This window comes from Gimesia benthica (assembly GCF_009720525.1).
GTDB classification, from domain to species: domain Bacteria; phylum Planctomycetota; class Planctomycetia; order Planctomycetales; family Planctomycetaceae; genus Gimesia; species Gimesia benthica.
On sequence record NZ_CP043930.1, the window covers coordinates 347,945 to 364,750 of the forward strand.

16 protein-coding genes are annotated in these 16,806 nt (G+C 53.0%); 10 read left to right on the plus strand and 6 right to left on the minus strand.

Annotated elements, in window-relative coordinates; all coding sequences use genetic code 11:
* Positions 1 to 78: 78 nt before the first annotated feature.
* From F1728_RS01520 to F1728_RS01530, 3 genes are all read left to right on the plus strand, one after another.
* On the plus strand, positions 79 to 1,413 hold the full coding sequence (locus F1728_RS01520) for a flavin-containing monooxygenase (RefSeq protein ID WP_194242634.1): 1,335 nt from the start codon (positions 79 to 81) through the stop codon (positions 1,411 to 1,413).
* Between the two features lie 749 nt (positions 1,414 to 2,162).
* Positions 2,163 to 3,326: a GNAT family N-acetyltransferase gene (locus tag F1728_RS01525; protein WP_228030456.1), complete on the plus strand. Its 1,164-nt coding sequence runs from the start codon at positions 2,163 to 2,165 to the stop codon at positions 3,324 to 3,326.
* Between the two features lie 60 nt (positions 3,327 to 3,386).
* Complete coding sequence (locus tag F1728_RS01530) at positions 3,387 to 4,121, plus strand: hypothetical protein (RefSeq protein ID WP_155362605.1); 735 nt, start codon at positions 3,387 to 3,389, stop codon at positions 4,119 to 4,121.
* A gap of 99 nt (positions 4,122 to 4,220) precedes the next feature.
* Here F1728_RS01530 and F1728_RS01535 read toward each other — a convergent pair whose 3' ends face one another.
* Both F1728_RS01535 and F1728_RS01540 read right to left on the minus strand, forming a co-directional pair.
* On the minus strand, positions 4,221 to 5,489 hold the full coding sequence (locus tag F1728_RS01535; protein WP_155362606.1) for an NPCBM/NEW2 domain-containing protein: 1,269 nt from the start codon (positions 5,487 to 5,489) through the stop codon (positions 4,221 to 4,223).
* Between the two features lie 129 nt (positions 5,490 to 5,618).
* Positions 5,619 to 6,266, minus strand: a complete 648-nt coding sequence (locus F1728_RS01540; protein WP_155362607.1) for a hypothetical protein — start codon at positions 6,264 to 6,266, stop codon at positions 5,619 to 5,621.
* A 204-nt stretch (positions 6,267 to 6,470) separates the two neighbouring features.
* On the opposite strand from F1728_RS01540, the gene F1728_RS01545 reads away from it, so the two are divergent.
* The 3 genes from F1728_RS01545 (at position 6,471) to F1728_RS01555 (ending at position 7,678) form a co-directional block, all read left to right on the plus strand.
* Positions 6,471 to 6,827 carry a hypothetical protein gene (locus F1728_RS01545; RefSeq protein ID WP_155362608.1) on the plus strand — a complete coding sequence of 119 codons (357 nt, stop codon included), beginning with the start codon at positions 6,471 to 6,473 and terminating at the stop codon, positions 6,825 to 6,827.
* A gap of 75 nt (positions 6,828 to 6,902) precedes the next feature.
* Positions 6,903 to 7,250: a DUF2007 domain-containing protein gene (locus F1728_RS01550; protein ID WP_155362609.1), complete on the plus strand. Its 348-nt coding sequence runs from the start codon at positions 6,903 to 6,905 to the stop codon at positions 7,248 to 7,250.
* Entirely contained in the window at positions 7,247 to 7,678 is a 432-nt protein-coding gene (locus tag F1728_RS01555; RefSeq protein ID WP_155362610.1) for a hypothetical protein, read from the plus strand. Before F1728_RS01550 ends, F1728_RS01555 begins: the two co-directional genes overlap by 4 nt.
* 14 nt (positions 7,679 to 7,692) lie before the next feature.
* Here F1728_RS01555 and F1728_RS01560 read toward each other — a convergent pair whose 3' ends face one another.
* Positions 7,693 to 8,484 (minus strand): outer membrane protein, encoded by a 792-nt coding sequence (locus F1728_RS01560; RefSeq protein WP_155362611.1) that lies wholly within the window; start codon positions 8,482 to 8,484, stop codon positions 7,693 to 7,695.
* 570 nt (positions 8,485 to 9,054) lie between these two features.
* Here F1728_RS01560 and F1728_RS01565 point away from each other — a divergent pair.
* Positions 9,055 to 10,269: a hypothetical protein gene (locus F1728_RS01565; RefSeq protein WP_155362612.1), complete on the plus strand. Its 1,215-nt coding sequence runs from the start codon at positions 9,055 to 9,057 to the stop codon at positions 10,267 to 10,269.
* A gap of 12 nt (positions 10,270 to 10,281) precedes the next feature.
* On the opposite strand, the gene F1728_RS01570 is transcribed toward F1728_RS01565, so the two are convergent.
* Entirely contained in the window at positions 10,282 to 10,857 is a 576-nt protein-coding gene (locus tag F1728_RS01570) for an HdeD family acid-resistance protein (protein WP_155362613.1), read from the minus strand.
* A 415-nt stretch (positions 10,858 to 11,272) separates the two neighbouring features.
* On the opposite strand from F1728_RS01570, the gene F1728_RS01575 reads away from it, so the two are divergent.
* Complete coding sequence (locus tag F1728_RS01575; RefSeq protein ID WP_155362614.1) at positions 11,273 to 12,244, plus strand: DUF1559 domain-containing protein; 972 nt, start codon at positions 11,273 to 11,275, stop codon at positions 12,242 to 12,244.
* A gap of 87 nt (positions 12,245 to 12,331) precedes the next feature.
* The gene (locus F1728_RS01580) at positions 12,332 to 12,772 is read left to right on the plus strand and encodes a carboxypeptidase-like regulatory domain-containing protein (RefSeq protein WP_155362615.1); all 441 of its coding nucleotides are present in this window, start codon (positions 12,332 to 12,334) and stop codon (positions 12,770 to 12,772) included.
* A 41-nt stretch (positions 12,773 to 12,813) separates the two neighbouring features.
* Here the strand turns inward: F1728_RS01580 and F1728_RS01585 are convergent, their stop codons facing one another.
* Positions 12,814 to 13,977, minus strand: a complete 1,164-nt coding sequence (locus F1728_RS01585) for a prolyl oligopeptidase family serine peptidase (RefSeq protein ID WP_155362616.1) — start codon at positions 13,975 to 13,977, stop codon at positions 12,814 to 12,816.
* Between the two features lie 208 nt (positions 13,978 to 14,185).
* Between F1728_RS01585 and F1728_RS01590 the strand changes: the two genes are divergently transcribed.
* Entirely contained in the window at positions 14,186 to 15,094 is a 909-nt protein-coding gene (locus F1728_RS01590) for an alpha/beta hydrolase (RefSeq protein ID WP_155362617.1), read from the plus strand.
* Positions 15,095 to 15,165: 71 nt separating this feature from the next.
* On the opposite strand, the gene F1728_RS01595 is transcribed toward F1728_RS01590, so the two are convergent.
* The gene (locus tag F1728_RS01595; RefSeq protein WP_155362618.1) at positions 15,166 to 16,686 is read right to left on the minus strand and encodes a hypothetical protein; all 1,521 of its coding nucleotides are present in this window, start codon (positions 16,684 to 16,686) and stop codon (positions 15,166 to 15,168) included.
* Positions 16,687 to 16,806 lie beyond the last annotated feature (120 nt).

The window sequence follows — 16,806 nt, forward strand, 5'->3', positions numbered from 1 at the left end:
CTTGGGGTAGTCAAAATCTGCCGATATTGAGAAAAGGGGGCCACAATCTATCTAAATTACTGAATCGGAGTTCCCACATTGCTGGATGTTGACCGTTCGCAATCCATCTGTGTTATTGGAGCAGGAAGCTCAGGGCTGGCCGCCGCAAAAAACCTGAATGAAGAGGGTTTTGCCGTAGATGTGCTGGAACACGAGCGGGATCTGGGAGGCAACTGGAACTATGAGCTGGATTGTGCCCGCGTCTACCGCTCCACTCACACCATTACCTCCAAACACACGATGCGTTTCGTGGACTTCTCCATGCCCGGCGATTTCCCCGAATACCCCCATCACAGCCAGATCTGCAACTACCTCCAGCAATACGCCGACAGGTTCCAGTTACGCCCGTTGATCGAGTTCAACACAGGAGTCGAGCGCATCGAACCCGAACCGGGTACGGATGACTGGAACGTCACGCTTTCGAACGGACAGATCAGATGCTACGCCGCGGTCGTTATTGCCAACGGCCACAACTGGTCGCCGCGCTATCCGGACTACCCGGGGGAATCGACCGCAGACGTCTTCCATTCCGCAGCTTACAAAACCGCGGGAGTCTTCGAAGGTAAAACCGTGCTCGTCGTGGGAGGCGGGAACAGCGGCTGTGACATCGCCGTCGAATCCGCACAACACGGCTGTCGCACCTTCCACAGCACCCGTCGGGGTTACTACTACATCCCCAAATTTCTACTGGGAACCGGTTCCGAACGACTGGGCCAGCGCATGCGGCGGATTCAGTTGCCGCTGTTCCTGAGGCGCTGGCTGATGCAGACGGTCCTCCGGTTCTCCATCGGAACCCCGGAAAGAAACGGGCTGCCAAAACCGGACCACAGGCTCTACGAAACCCATCCCCTGGTCAACACGCTGCTCCCGTATTACGTCCGCCACGGCGACATCGCCCCTAAACCGGACATCGACCATTTCGCTGGACGCCGCGTGCATTTCGTGGACGGCACCAGTGAAGAAGTGGACGTCGTGGTCTACGCAACCGGCTACAACATTGTCTTCCCCTTCATTGAGAACAAATGGCTCAACTGGCAGGAGGGGAAACCGCGTTTGTACAAGAACGTGTTTCATCCCACATCAGACACACTGTTCGTCGCCGGTCTGATTCAGCCCGACAGCGGCCAGTTTGGACTGGTGGACTGGCAGATGCGCGCCGTAGCAGCCTGGCTGCGGGCCAGAAAAAAGAACCCGCGACAGCTGGACTGGTTTCGAAATCAAAGACAACAGGTGGACGAAGATCTGACCAACGGCGTCAAAATGCAGTCTACGGCCCGGCACTCAATCCAGGTCGACGCCTGGAGCTACCGCCGCGCACTCCAGAAACTGGTCACACGCCTGGAAAGCATTGTCGTCCCATCGCGAGCTGCATAGTTCGCTGCCGGGGTTTTGATTTTCTGGCTCGGTTGGTAAGCGCAATAGAACCAGCAGAGATGTGTCGGGAGTTCGAGTCCTTCCACCATTAGTTAAAAACCAGAATCCTCAAAGACTGTAGTTTCAACTGGTTTATCTTTGCATTGAGTTGAAAGCCATCTATTGTGAGCGATGGTCTTGATTGATCCACTTTCATTCATGAATGCGCACTCAACACGCATCACAGCGACGAAATTCACAACACAGGGATTCGGTTTACGGGGGCATTCCCGGTTGCCGGGACAGTGGAAGCGAGAAGCCGAATCATAGAATCTTCCTTTCACGACGATCGCCGTCCAGAGCCCGGCCCCTTAGCAATCAGCTATTATTTGAACAGTGCCTGAATCCCGGTTCTCAGCTGCGCACTTTCAACACTCAATACGCGAATTCGATTTTCTTCAAATCTCACCGGGGGATCAGGCGATCGATTTGTGGTACCACTTTCGCACCGTATTCTACATACAAATGTTATAACCCGCTCTTTTAAAATAAAGTTATGTGAAGCAGCTGTTTTTTTCTCATCATCAAGTCTCCACTCCTCCCCTGAAACTATGTTTTTAAGTCATTTTATGGCATTCAGCAATGCTTCACATCGACTGCGGAAGCTGTGATTGAGGACACTCAGTACCGATAGTCAGTCAGTCAACCTGAAGGTTGACTGAACTCGAGATTCACTTTTTTGATTCAATAAAATTATGTCAGGGCCCAACTTGGACATCATCGAAATCAACGAAATCAATGGTCTGGTACAAATCTGCAATGACTGGAATCGATTGCTGGCTGTAACTCCGGGCGGTAACTTCTTCCAGTCTTTTAACTGGTTAAAAGTGTATTGGCAGCATTTTCATCAGAAGCAATTTCTGCGCGTGTTTGTGGTCAGGGAGGCCGGCGAAGTGACGGGAATCGTGCCGCTCTGCGTGCGGCGGATCAAAACCAAGATGGGGACGTGCAGTATTCTAACCTATCCCTTTGATGACTGGGGAAGTTTCTACGGCCCTGTATCCGCTAACCCCGAAGCCACCTTGAACTGTGTTCTGAAATACGTGCAACAGACACAACGCGACTGGGATCTGATTGACCTGCGTTGTGTCGACACGGATGGATTTGATGGAGGTGCGACTGAACGGGCACTGGATGCGGCCGGACTTGCGTGTGCTAAATTTGAGTGGAGCCAGACCTACTATGTTGACCTTCAGCAGAACTGGGATGATTATCTGGCAACGCGCAGCGGAAAAGCACGCCAGACCTTTCGACGTGCAGAGAAGCGAGTTGCCGAGGAAGGGACAGTTGAATACTTACGTTATCGCCCCCGCGGAGAAAAATGCGGCGAGAGCGATCCCCGCTGGGATTTGTATGATACATGCGAGGAAATTGCCAGCAGCAGCTGGCAAGGTAGCTCAACCACCGGAACGACATTATCGTACGAAGATGTAGCCCAGTATTTCCGCGATACCCACGAGAGTGCAGCCCGTTTTGGATCCGTCGATCTAAATCTGTTGTACCTGTCCGGACAGCCGGCAGCCTTCATTTACAATTACGTCTACCAGGGAATCGTCTATTCACTGCGGATGGGCTTTAACCCTGATGTATCCAACAAAGGGCTGGGACGTTTGTTAATGGGTCAGATGCTGCGTGACAGCATGGAACGTGGAGACCGAATCTACGATATCGGCCCCGGCTCTCCAGATGCCAAGAAATACTGGTATACCTCGGTCGAGAACAGTTATCGGTATGTGCATTATTCCAGCGAATCTAAAAAAGCAAAAATGCTGCAGATCAGTAATCGCATCGCCAGCTGGTATCGAAGGGACAAGCAAGATCATCAGCAAAACTCTCTGAGTTCAAAAGAAACTCAGACTTCCGTTTCTGGCTAACAAGTTGGGGGGCCTTAGCCATTTCCTGTTCTCCTGCAAACACATTTTGAAAGCATTTTCATGTCCTCACAATCGTCCTTAGTACAAATAAAACTTCCGGCGCCGTTCGAGGTCACACGCAGATTACTGATTATCGTCGGGCTGTTGCTGAGTTTAAGCCTGCTTTCACAATTGGTGAAATATGGCACCGGTCATGATCAGGTATTTGGAATCATTCCTCTGCTGTACGTGGACTATGAAGCCAATTTGCCGACCTGGTACTCTTCCATAGCATTACTTACCGCTTCCCTGGTTCTGCTGCTGATCGCGCTCAGTAAACGCTCACAGGCTGATCGCTTTACCTTACACTGGTTTTTTATGGCAGGGCTGTTTTGTCTTCTCTCACTCGATGAGGTAGCGACAATTCATGAATGTGCGATCGAGCCGATGCGCAGATTAATTGATGCGCGAGGGGTCTTGCATTACGCCTGGGTGATTCCGGGAGGGATCTTCGTCCTGGTTGTCGGAGCACTGATGTCCCGTTTTCTGTTTTCACTCCCCGCCCGGACTCGGAATCTGTATCTCCTCGCTGCTGGAGTCTTTGTCGGGGGAGCCATTGGAGTGGAAATGATCAGCGCATTCCACGCCTTTTCCCATGGCGAAAAGAATCTGCTCTACGCTCTCATCATCACTTTTGAGGAAGCAATGGAAATGCTGGGAGTGATCATTTTTATTCACGCCAGCCTGGAATATCTGTGTGAACATGTGCGTTCTATGGAATTCAGTTTGCCGGAACGCAGCGAACCAACGACCTGAAACCGACACCCTACTCGCCGTGAACAAGGCCTCTAGACTTCGCTGTTTCTCAACAGAATCGTCCCCAGGCAGAAAGCTTCCCTCACGAATTGCCGACATTCACTCAGTCTTCAACACCGGCTGTCCCCACACCGCCAGGTTATGACTCGGTTCGGAACCTTCGCCGGCGATTGTCTTCAGCGTCAGCTTCAAGACCTCAGCCGAGGGCAGGGGGACGTCCAGTTTGACGGGTTCATCCCCCACAAGCAGTGGTTTGGTGCGGACCAGTTCCTTGCCGTTCGCCTCGACCGCGAACATGACTGCTCCCTTCTTACCCGCGGTGGGATGCAGTCCAACATCGCACGTAAACCGCTTGAAGACACTCCCCGGGGCCAGCACGAAGTCCAGTTCGAACGGCGTCCCCATGCCATAGCCGGTTTCGTATCTGGTCTCATTAATCTTGAGGGGATGCAGTTGCCGCCGGGCGTCCATCGCCTGGTTCACCAGGAACGGTTTCACGTAATACGGGTGGGGAATCATCCGCCCCCGGAAATCAGGCAACCACTCTGTCAATGATTGATCAGCGAACAGAAACTCCTGATCGTCCACATGGTCCGTCGCCAGGCAGATCGCGGTAAAGATCACATCCGCCGTATGCCGCCCGTTGGCCAGGGCCGCAGCCGCCCGATGTTCGTCCGCCTTGGTGCCGTCTCCGTGCATCGTGTCCTGTACGATGGGAATGATGTGCGCTGCGGCATTGTTCCGCAGCAGCTTCTGGTGCTCATAGATTCGCAGCGCCGCCTCAGCACGCGTCCGTCCCAAAAGTCGGGGCGTATACGCTTCATCCGCCAGTTGATAATTGCCGGAATCCATGAAGCCACCCGCGCCAAACAGATAGTTATAGCGTGCCTTGTCCTTGGGGGGAGGCAGCAGCGTTTTGAGTTGCAGCTCGGAAACGGGACTGCTGTGTGCCGAGGGACAGCCCGGATCTTCGTTCCAGTGACAGAGCACGCCCAGGTACTTCATCGCCTCATCTGTTTTACCCGCGTTCAGGTTATCGGCGATCTGCTCCAGGTACCACTGGATGGCGGTCGCACTCTGTGTCGGCGGGTTGACATCATGCAGCGAGAGCCGCACGCCCGGCACCAGGCAGTAAGCATCCAGTTGCGGCATTTTTCCACCGGCGTGCTTGTCCTGCAGCGACGTGTAATCCCGACAGAGACGGGTGAGATTTTCCTGGCCAAGCAATTCAGTTTGCCATTCCGGCAGCCGGGCCACCGCCCAGAGCCGAATCAGACGATGTCCTTTCCCCCAGGCCCAGAGCGATTCCGAAGCAGACAGGCACACGGCCAGAATCATCAATCCAGCAACAAGACGACACACACGCATGGCTCTTCCTCTATTATGGCTGAGTTCGGGGAATCGATCGAGAGACTTCGATTCTAAGCCGCCAGAGAAACAGAGGCAAGGAAGCATCACCCCCTGATCTTTCAAGAAGCAACACTAGCTGTTCCCAAATCACAGGTAAAACTGTTCGATGCGAAATGCTTCCCGCGAATTCAGATAAAACAAGCCGCACGTCTCTGTGCCGTTTGCATGTCTCAGCTGAAGCTGCAGCAGACAGTCGCTGTCCGGAGGACCATCGGGATTAAGACGCCCCTCTGCCATGATTTCCAGTTCCTCACCCCCCTCCAACGCAGCAAACGGGCCGCATGCCTGCGTGATGTGGTCAATGATCGTCACCAGTTCCTGTTCCGGCAGTTCTGCCTGTAGCGCGGGAGAGAGCAGGGCATAAAAGTCTGTGATCTCACCCGCGATCAGTTTTTCTACATACGACTCGACGGCCTCCCGACAACCCGGCGTCGGCCGCCAGACCGTCTCGTAACCCCCATCCTGGAAATAATCGCTGATCCCCAGCGGGATTGCCGCCAGCCAGATCAAGCCCATGACCAGTAATAAAACAACGCACGTCTCCAGGTCAGGCAACACCCCCGCGAACGACTGTCCCGCCATCCACATACTGAAGAACATCGCACACAGCCCGATGAGTAGCAGGTACCGGACGATCCACGCGACCATCAAACCAGTGAAGACCAAATTGAACGGCGCCAGCACCACTTCAGCTAACACCGGACGAACTGACTTTCTGAGCTTGATAAATGTCATGATAGCGATACCAGTGAAGGGCTCCTCTCAATCCAGGATTTCATTCAGCCAAAGAGGCAATAAAAGTTGATCTCCCCACGTCGTCAGACCGTTACCAGACTGCACTACACCAGAGAAACAGATTGAACCCGCAACCATAAATATGTATACTACAGAAAAATTCAAACGGCGACACACAATAATAATCCACACCAGGAAAGCTCCATGACAGCAGCGCTTTGCCTTTATGAACTCGATCACCCCACTGCGATGTCGGTACTACAGCAGGTCCAACAAAGGTGCAGTGGACTTGAATTAGTCAGCCATACGAAAGAAGAGTACGATTCCACTAACTCGACAGGCTGGTCCGAGATTCTGGAATACGCCCAAGGTCCCGACAGAATCACCATCGTCGTGGGCTACGAACCCCATCCTGAAGCGCCTCTCATGGATTATTTCGTGATGGTCGATCCCCATTCCCGAATGAAATGTGAGTTGAATCCACTGCACGAAATGGTATTACCGCTCATTGAAGAACTCGTCAATAAATCAAAGAGCTTACGATCAATACAGCAGGATTAAGTTCTGGTAACCAGACAGTCCGCCTCCGCCACTGGTTCACCCCGATCAGCAGAACGATAAACAGGAACAGCCACCATGGCTCACAACGAAACAGCACTGACCACCGTCGCGACAGTCTCCACCGAACTCGAAGCCGCCTTGCTGATCGATCTACTCGCAGAGCAGGGCATTACCGCCACACAGACCGGCGGCCTCACCGCACAATTCCGGGCCGAAGCACCGGGGGGCGTCGAAGTCATGGTGCTGCAGGATCAACAGGCTGCCGCCCGCGCAATCATCGCAGAAAACGAAGCGCTGAACGCACAGTACCAGTCAGCAGTACAGGACGCCGAGTATACCACCAGCCTCAGAAAGTTCGGTTACTGGACGCTCATCATCGGTAATGCCGTCGCGCTGCTCATTCTGCTGGTCCTGGCGATATGACTTCTACTCCCGATGCTGAAAGCGGCTGGATCAAATGTGCCCCGCAGGAAACACGAGTTCTACTGGAGCAGGGGGAGGTGCGATTCTTAACATACACACTCTCACATACCATCGCTGTGCTCCGATTACAATCACACGACGCAGAGCCACAATATCTTGTCTGCACCTGCTGTCAGAGCCTGTCGCTGTCCGATACACAGCAGGCTCCGGTCGAACGCCTGAGCTGCCGACTGAATGACGAGTCCGGTTATCTGCTGTTCGATGAATCAGACAACCTGCGCATTCACTGTTCGGCACTCCAGCTCTTCAACCGACAGTCATTAAAATGGTGGATGGACAGCTATGGCTTCAATCCAGATGAGATACAGCAATCGGATGCGGCCCGGTTGCTGAATGTACTCACCTTGATCAACGACGCCACACTCTGACCATCCCTGGCAGCTTACCGGCGACCAATCAGGTTACCCAGCGAGTTAAACCGGATCCCCAGCATGACCTGGTGTGAGGTCAGGTCGGCGCTGTAATTGCCAGCCGAAATCGTAGGATCGAAATTCGCATGCAAGTCGACCATGGTTGAACCGTAATCCATGTAGCGATACCCCAGGTCCAGTGTCACTCGCTGACTGACATCCCAGGCCACGCCGCCCCCGATCTGCCAGGCAAAGCGATTGAAGCGGGCATCCCCACTCACCAGGGTATCGTCGACACTCACACGACCGCCATTGACACCAATTCCGCCACCGATGTAAATCGTCTTGTTGTTTTTCAGCGGAAAATCGAGCCAGCAGTTGGTCATCACACTCCAACGATCATCGTAGTCAACCACATAGTTCTGAATCGGACCTTCGAGTTGAAAGCTGGTCGTCGTCAGCCCTCCCAGATCGCGAAAGGCGCCTTCGACTTCGAAACGCAGCGCCTTGCGCTTGCAGCCGATAGGAATGCGGGTACCCAGGGCCAGACCAAAGTCATAGGCGACGTTATTATCTGACCCGCTGTTCGCCAGGTAGGAGAAGCTGTTGAACCCACCACTCTCCATGTGATTGACCGAAGCATAGTTATTGGCGGAAATATAGAACGAAACACGGTCGGTCCAGCAGTCCTCGACACAGGGGACGCAGTCCAGTAAATCGTCTTCGTTAAAGCACTCGTAAACACCGGCCTGTGCGTCTGCCGCAGAGAAGAGACTCGCAGACAACGTGACTCCCACAGCCAGAAAGGTTTTAAAGCAGTTCATCCTTCCCCCATGTCAAAAAAACAATGTTTGATTTTCAAAGTCTGTGTATCTGAGCCTGTATCCGAGAGTCGGCTTCGCTGGAGAAACCGTTACAGTTCCTTCTGCGTATCGTCCTCGTACCAGCGTCAGAATCCGACTTTCCCGCAGAACGGGGGAGGGAAACAGAATGTCACGTCGGTCGTAAGCATCAGCAGTGATCTATGCATTTGTCCGCAGGCACCAGTCGTGCTCAGCAGTTTTATCCTGACGTTTCTGGTGAACACGCCAGCTGTGCTCACTGTACCGCTCGGCTGAAATGCGGGGGAGCAGTGCGGTTGTAACAGTTCTCAGCTCATGTGACGCCCGAAACTGGTCCCTGAGTCCTGCAATCCTTACGTAACACTGATAACAGCAACCGCTTCGGTGTCATCCGACTGAAAATATAGCGATTTTAGACAACTTATATGATTTACTTCCGCCATTTTACGTGGTACATTCAAACAGACAGCCGCCGGTGAGCTCAGCTCCTGCAGCGGCTCCTGCCTGCGATTATCCCTGAAATACGTTAATATCCCTGGAATTTCCCCGATCATGAATGTTTCGTTACGTCTGTCTTTGTTTGCACTTCTGTTCGCCGGTCTCTGTTTCACAACGGGCTGCAATCAGTCATCCCCTTCGGAATCCGCAGATTCCAGCAGTGAAACAGAAACCGAAGTTGCCAGCAGCAGAGAGCTCGAATCCCCCGAAGAACTGCTGAAAAAAGTAGAGCAGGCCATCGAGGTCTCGCAGCAGAAGTATCTCGAGTCGGAAAAGCATTCTCCCTGGGAAATCTTCCACGGCATTCTGGCTTTTCGCAAAGACTATAAGATCAAGAAAGACGGCCAGACCGTCAATGCCCTGGAATGGCTCTCTTCCGGAGTCACCTACGACGGCGAACCCTGGTTCCAGAAAACCGAGTTCGGCGGACGTCCCCATCCTTACACAAAAGAGAACGCCTTCGAAGGTCATAAGAATCAGTCACTGGCGATCATGGCGATGGCTGACATCCCCTTAGATCATCAGGTTCAGACTCCCGATGGCCCCATCACCGTGGCAGACATGGTTGAAAATGCCAAGAAGGAGATCCAGGAAAACGAAGAAATCACCTGGTCTCTCTGGGCTCTGGTCCATTACCTCGGACCGGACGCCGTCTGGTACGACAAAAAAGGTGAAGAGTGGCACATGTCAGACCTGGTCTACATGCAGAACAACACGATCACCAACGACTCCCCCTGTGGCGGTACACACGCTTTATTTGCACTCGCTTATGCCCGCAATACCTACCGGAATGCAGGTCATCGTCTGTCGAGCTACTGGCTGGAAGCGGATCAGAAACTGCAGCGTTACATTGAAGAAGCCAAGGCGATGCAGAACCTAGACGGTTCCTTTTCTTACGATTACTTCTTCCAGAAAAGCGCCTGCGAGAACTTCCAGGAGCGTCTGGAAACCACAGGGCATACGCTCGAATTCCTGATGATGGCGCTGCCCGATGATCGCCTCAACGAAGAATGGGTTCGCAAAGCAGTTTCTCTGCTGGCCAACGATATCATCGATAACAAAGGGGAAAAGGTAAACTATTCCGCGTTGTATCATGCCATCGATGGACTGGTCATTTACCGGAACCGGATGGATCCCAATCGCACCGCACAGCTGGGCAGCAAAAGCTACAAGACACCGGATGAATCCACAGAAGCCAAGGCCAACGTGAAAGTTCTGAAGCCTGTCACTCCCGCCGCCCCGGCACTGCCACCAGTGCCAAAGCAGTAGACTACACGCAGCTTATTGCTGCGGAGTTTCTGTATCCTGGGGAGTTGCTGATGGATCCTGCCTAGGCATTCCCGGCAGACTTCCCACGTTGATCAGGAAAAATCCGGTCATCAGCAGGTCGACGCCGAGCAGGGTCCCTACGGCCCAAAGTCCGGAGAGAGGCCACTCAGCCCAGATCAGTCCCCCCAGCAACAGCGAGATAATTCCGCTGAACAGTACCTGTCCCCAACCAGCAGCAGGTTTGAGACTGAAGGACATCAGAACCTTCCACGTCCCTTCAAACAGGAAGAACATCGCCATCATCAATGTCAGGAACGACAACCCGAACAGGGGATGACTGATGATACCAAAGCCGCCGAGGATCATCAAAATCCCCAGGATGATGTGCATCATTTTGCCAGAAGTGTCACCGGCCTGTGATGTCTGAAACAGGTACAGAAACCCTCCAAACAGCAGCAGGGATCCAATCACCAGCACGACCGCTGTCCCAGCTACAGCGGGTGTGATCAGAGAAATCACTCCAAGCACACAGAGAATGATTCCAGTCATTTTGAAGTTTTTGATGACGGGTGGAGTAGTGGTCGACATGGTGAGAACCTCGTCTGGGTTAATAACAAAGTGCCGGGGTTTAATAATTTACAGTACTGTTCAAAGCAGGCAGATCCCACGCTGAAACGGGATACGATGGAGTAGCGCTGCCCAATAATCAAGCATTATCAGCCTGAGCAGAGTCTTGATTCCACCGTTTCATTCTACTTCGGACAGCATTACAGATTCACTCAAGAAAACTCAAAAGTTCTATTTTAATCTGATTATGCACAAAAAAACGGCCAGCCTGAGACACAGCTCACACTGATTGGCACGCTGCTTGCTTAGAAAGATTTATTATCTTTTTCTAATGACTGAACATTCTCAATTCGGTCACGCTGGTCTCTCATGACTGGCAGAGATCGTACAACTGTTCTCTCATCTGTCGTCATCATTCTTTCGCAAGGAGTCTTCTGTGTCCTGTCCCAAACCACGCCGTAAAGGATTTACGCTGATCGAACTGCTGGTGGTGATTGCCATCATCGCTATCCTGATTGCGCTCCTGTTGCCCGCTGTTCAACAGGCACGTGAAGCAGCACGACGCTCAACCTGTAAGAACAATCTCAAACAACTGGGACTGGCACTGCATAACTACAACGAAACGTTTGGTGTGCTGCCTTACTCTGTTTCTCACTCTGGTTCCTGTAGTGCCGGTTCAGCCAGCACTGGCGGTAAAGTCACCCTGAATCACCGCGGCTGGTTGTTACTATTGCCCTACCTGGAACAAAGCGCCTTGTACAATACTTTCAACTCAAGTTATGCCTCAGGGTCATACAATCCTTCAGGCGGCACGATTGTCGCACCGGGGGCCTCTGGAAATGACAACGACATTGTGGTCTCCACTAAAGTACCGGTCTTTCTCTGTCCCTCTGACGCGACCCCCGAAGCCTATGGAACGACCTCCAGCACCCACTATTCAATTTCCCCCGGTAACTCAACCCTGCTGGGTGTGTTTACCAACTATGACTTCAGCACCAACAGCCAGTATTCGACCTGTACCAACTGGGGAGAACTTGGTATCTCCAGTCGCCCGATGTTCGGTTTCAACGGATGTGCCAAATTCCGTGATGTCTCAGACGGCATGAGTAACACTGTCGCAGTCGTCGAGACCACACGTCTGGTTGCCAACGGAGAGGGAACCGCCTGGGGCTTTGCGAAATGGGTCGGCAACGGCACCAACTTCGCGGGAGCGAACATCAACACCTGGTACTCCAGCGGTCCCGTAGGTAATCTCGCGTCCTGGGGCTATTCGGGTAGTTTTCATACGGGTGGATGTCATGTTCTGCTCGGCGATGGAGCCGTTCGCTTCATCAGCGAAAACATTGACGCGACCACCCGTGTCTATCTCTCGTACATCGCCGATGGAAAAGTACTTGGCGAATTCTAATCCCTGACTGACAGTTCCATTGATCAATCGGCGGCACAGTTGTCGCCGATTGATCCTTCTCTAGAAACTTCATTCGAAACGAGTCCCATGGCTGTAAGATTTTTTTGTATCCTGTCGTTAGTGTGCCTGACTGCCTGTGGCAGTTCAGAGACCAAGCGTGATGAATTAAAAACCTTTCCCACCTGGGGAACCGTAACGATTAAAGGCAAAGCGGTGCCGGGTGTCTCTGTGGTTTTCTTTCCTGATGGCCAGACAAGCGGGCAGGGGGGACGTGGCACCACCGATGAGTCAGGCCAGTTCATGCTCTGCTACCAGGACGGCCGCGACGGTGTGCCTCCCGGAAACTACCGCGTGCTGTTCGAACATTTCGTGATGCCCGATGGTTCCCAGGTTCCCGAAAGCGAATTCCCTGCAGACGTCGGTGCTATCAATCAGCTGCCCCACAAATTCAGCGATTTCGGCACCTCGCCTTTCAAGGCAACCGTTCCGAAAGGGGGCACATCAGATCTGGAATTCGATCTGAAATAACGCTCGACCGTCTCGGTTGACTTTCGCCAGATGCATTCAGATCACTTCTGCTGATCCAGTTGATCCTGCAGCAGCCAGTATTCGAAGAAGCGATAGATCTGCTCATTGGATTCCGGGTTCGGTGAATGTTTTTCACGATTGGTCATCGCGACCCGGTTCTTATATCCCAGGAAATCATTCACGGCGATCGTGTGATTCAGTGCCCGCCACTGACTGGGGGGATCTTCCGAACCGCCTGACACCAGGAATGGACGTGGGGCCATCAACGCATGCAATTCATGCAGATCGTGGCCTTCTTTGACGAGCCGTTTATACAGACCGGTTCGTGGATTCTCTTTGGTCGGCAGCCCCCGTTTGCGGAAATCAGGCCCTTCATAACCCAGGTACCAGGGTTCCCAGTAATTCACGCTGGGACGCTTTTCATTGAAGACAATCCCGCCATCCGACCAGGCAGCACAGGCGAATTTATCGTACAGGCAGGAAGCGAACATCGACCACTTGCCGCCATACGAGTGCCCCATGACTCCAATCCGTTCGGGATCGACTTCGCTCCGGTTCGCCAGCACATGAAAGGCATTCGCCGCTCCGTAGGCCAAAGCAGACAGCGGCTGGATCTCCGCTTTCTCGCGATTGGGATAGTAGAGTGAATAGTCATGGCCGACAGAAAATGTCACGAAACCCCGTTTAGCCAGGGCCCGCGCAAAGTCCCGATTTTCGCCTTTCAGGCCGACACCGGTCTCCGGTTCATAATAGACCACCAGTACAGCCGGACGACTGTGATCCGGCTTCGCACCATGGGGAATCAACAGGTAACCGGTATTCGGGTGCCCGGGAGCAATGTCGAACTGGACCGTGTACTGCGTATAACCTTCCTTCTGCTCTTGCTTCAGTGTTTTCACATCGGGATGTTCATTCACGGGCGGCCATTCACCCATCATTGTGTGCCAGGTCTTGAGAATTTCCTGACGACGCTTCTGCCAGTCCGCTTTGGTTTTCACCGGACTGCCATCGTAGAATTTCAGCGGTGTTTTCAAATCCCCCAGGTCACCTTTGAATTCCGAACCGGGTTCAAAAAAGGGAGCGATCTGCTGCCAGAGTTGCTGGGCGCGAGCGGGAGAAACCTGTGGCGCCTCATCGCCGGCCTGCAGCAGAGATGTACTCAACAGACTCAACAACACCAATCCACTTAGAAACCATTGTTTCATCAAAACACTCTCCCTTTTCAACGGTTGTTTTCTCCAGAGCAGCTCATTCTTCACACTCCAGCATCATAGCCCGTCCGGCGATTGAAAGGAACTCCTCGCATTAGATTCTTGATTCCCATCCCAAAACTGCGCAAGATGATCAGAAAGGAATTCGTTTTCTTTTAAACATCTCCTGGTAATTTTCACCCGACATCAAGGATCTCGTCCTATGCAACGCCTGTTACTCTCGCTCGCTGCGGCTTTGGCACTGATGACATCAACAGCCCTGGCAGCAGATCAGCCGAAACCGACCTACGCTGATGTTTCCTATGGTCCCTACAAAATGGACAAGCTCGACTTCTGGGAAGCCAAGGGGGAAGGGCCCCGTCCGCTGCTGGTTTACATCCACGGGGGTGGCTGGATTGGTGGCGACAAAGCCCGTCTGCCCGGCAACATCAAAACATTTCTCGACAAAGGCATTTCCTACGCAGCAGTGAATTACCGTCTGACGGGGGAAGCACCGCTGCCTGCTCCCGTACATGATGCGGCGCGTGCGATTCAGTTCCTGCGACACAAGGCCAAAGAGTGGAACATCAACAAAAATAAAATCGCTCTGACAGGGGGCAGCGCCGGCGCCTGCACATCCATGTGGCTGCTCTGCCATGACGACATGGCCGACCCCAAAGCGAAAGACCCGGTCCTGCGTGAATCAACGCGGGTCACCGCAGCAGCCGTCGGCGGCGGTCAGACTTCCATCGACCCCAAGGTCATCGAACCCTGGCTCGGTCCGAATGTCCTCAAGCATGCCATGATTTACAAATCAGTGGGCGGCAATAGCATGCAGGAAGTCATGGACAACTACGAAAAGCACGCAGCCCTGTACAAGGAATTCTCTCCCTACAACCACGTGACCGCCGACGATCCACCACTGCTGATGACGTACGGCAACAATATGAAACTCCCTTCAGAAAACGCCGGCCACGGAATCCATCACCCGGTCTACGGTGTCAAAATGAAAGAGAAAGCCGACAAGGCGGGCATGGAATGTCATCTCTTGATTCCTGGCGTTTCGCAATCAGAGAAATACAAAAACACGAATGACTTCCTGATCGATAAACTCACAGGCGATGATTCGTAAGCGGCTCGCGACTGTTTGACCGAAATCAAAACACAGAGTCAGCCCCTGAACGGACATGGCTCTGTGTTTTTTTATTGCGTGAACTGTTCAGCAGCGATTCGTGGATCGGACAGATCCAGGCGGTACATGATCTGATTGTAATCGTAACGCGGCGTTTTAACTTTATTCCCCGAGAAGAGCGTTGTATAAGTCCCCTCAAAATAAATCAGCCGTCCGTTTTCCCGGGCAAACAGGGGATGCTGCTTAGGATTGTAAAAGCTGTATCTGTCGTGTGTCACGATCTTGTGGCCCCACTTCCAGGGCCCCAAAGGACTGTCAGCTTCCGAATACCAGATCTCACCCAGCATCGAAGTCCCGTTCTTTTGCGAAGCAATCATCGTCCACTTGCCGCGATAGGCGTTCCAGGCTACCGAACTGTTATGCAGCTGCACACGTTGCTTTGTCTTCAGATCACGAAACTGGAAAAATGCCTCCTCCGGTCGCAGTTGCTGCTCAGCGATCAGCATCTGCTCCAGTTCATAACTCAACGGGGGAACTCCTTTCCGCCAGGCATACTTCACATGTCCCTGGTCATCGCGGTCTACGGTCCAGAGACCTTTCTTAGCCCCGGGCTGGAAATAAGAATAGGTTTCATATTCACTGAGTTCTCCCAGGGCATCCATAGTTGCAGGTACACGGATCAGGGGAATCTCCAGTCCGAACAGCAGATAATCACGCCCCTCCATTTCATACCGGACCGGATGACCAACCGGGTAGAGCGGTGCATCGAAATCGAACGTCTTCCGCTTTTCAAACTGGTTCGTTTCTGAATTGAATTCGACCAGCCCCCGTTCATAGACCGTCAGTGGAGCCTTCACCTTCACATATTTCGCAAACAGACGCTCCCGCCCCGATTCATCCTTCAAGGTCACCAGCGCATCGATCCACGTCGGCCCCGCTCCCGGCATTGGGCAGGTCTGGCTGGCAAAGCCACTCGCATCGACGAAATACTCCAGGTTGATTCCCCGCTCGATCGGCAGGCCTCCCTGGCCGGGCAGTTCCGAGACGGCCCCGGGAACCTGAAAGTTCCCCAGCGGATAACTGGTGCGGTTCGTATCTCCCCAGAACCAGTAGACCCGCCCCTGAAATAACGTGTTCTGCACACTGTCCGATCCCAGCACCTGCGCGTTGAGTACCGGATGTTTCAAAGGCACCGGTTCCCCCGTCAGCAGGCTGTCCCGATAGATTCCGCCCCCCGTGATGCGATAAAGCCGTTCCGCCACGTTGATGCGTTTCAGTTCCAGAACTGCGTTCCCGCCCGATGTCACTTTCAGCTTCTTACCCCGGTACCCGAAACCATCTGCGGGGTATTCATAACCATGACTGCGAATGAAAAAATAGACTTCCTGATTCACCAGTCCCGGTTCATTTACCGCAGCGATTCCATTGCTGTCGGTCACATACTGAATCTCATTGACGGTCTTCAACTCGACCAGTGGGATGCCCCGTTTCGTACCGGCATCGATCACACGAATCTGGAAACAGTCACTCGCCAGCGATAACCGGGGAGCACAACACCAGGCGATGAGCATCAGGCACGCGATGTTCCGCATCAAAGTCTCTCCCATTTTTTCTTGTCACGATTATTCATTCACCAGACAACTACACTTTCGTTCGGTCTCGCTTCCGATATACTAAACAAGATAAAGTAAATCAGCTCGCATCATCTGTGC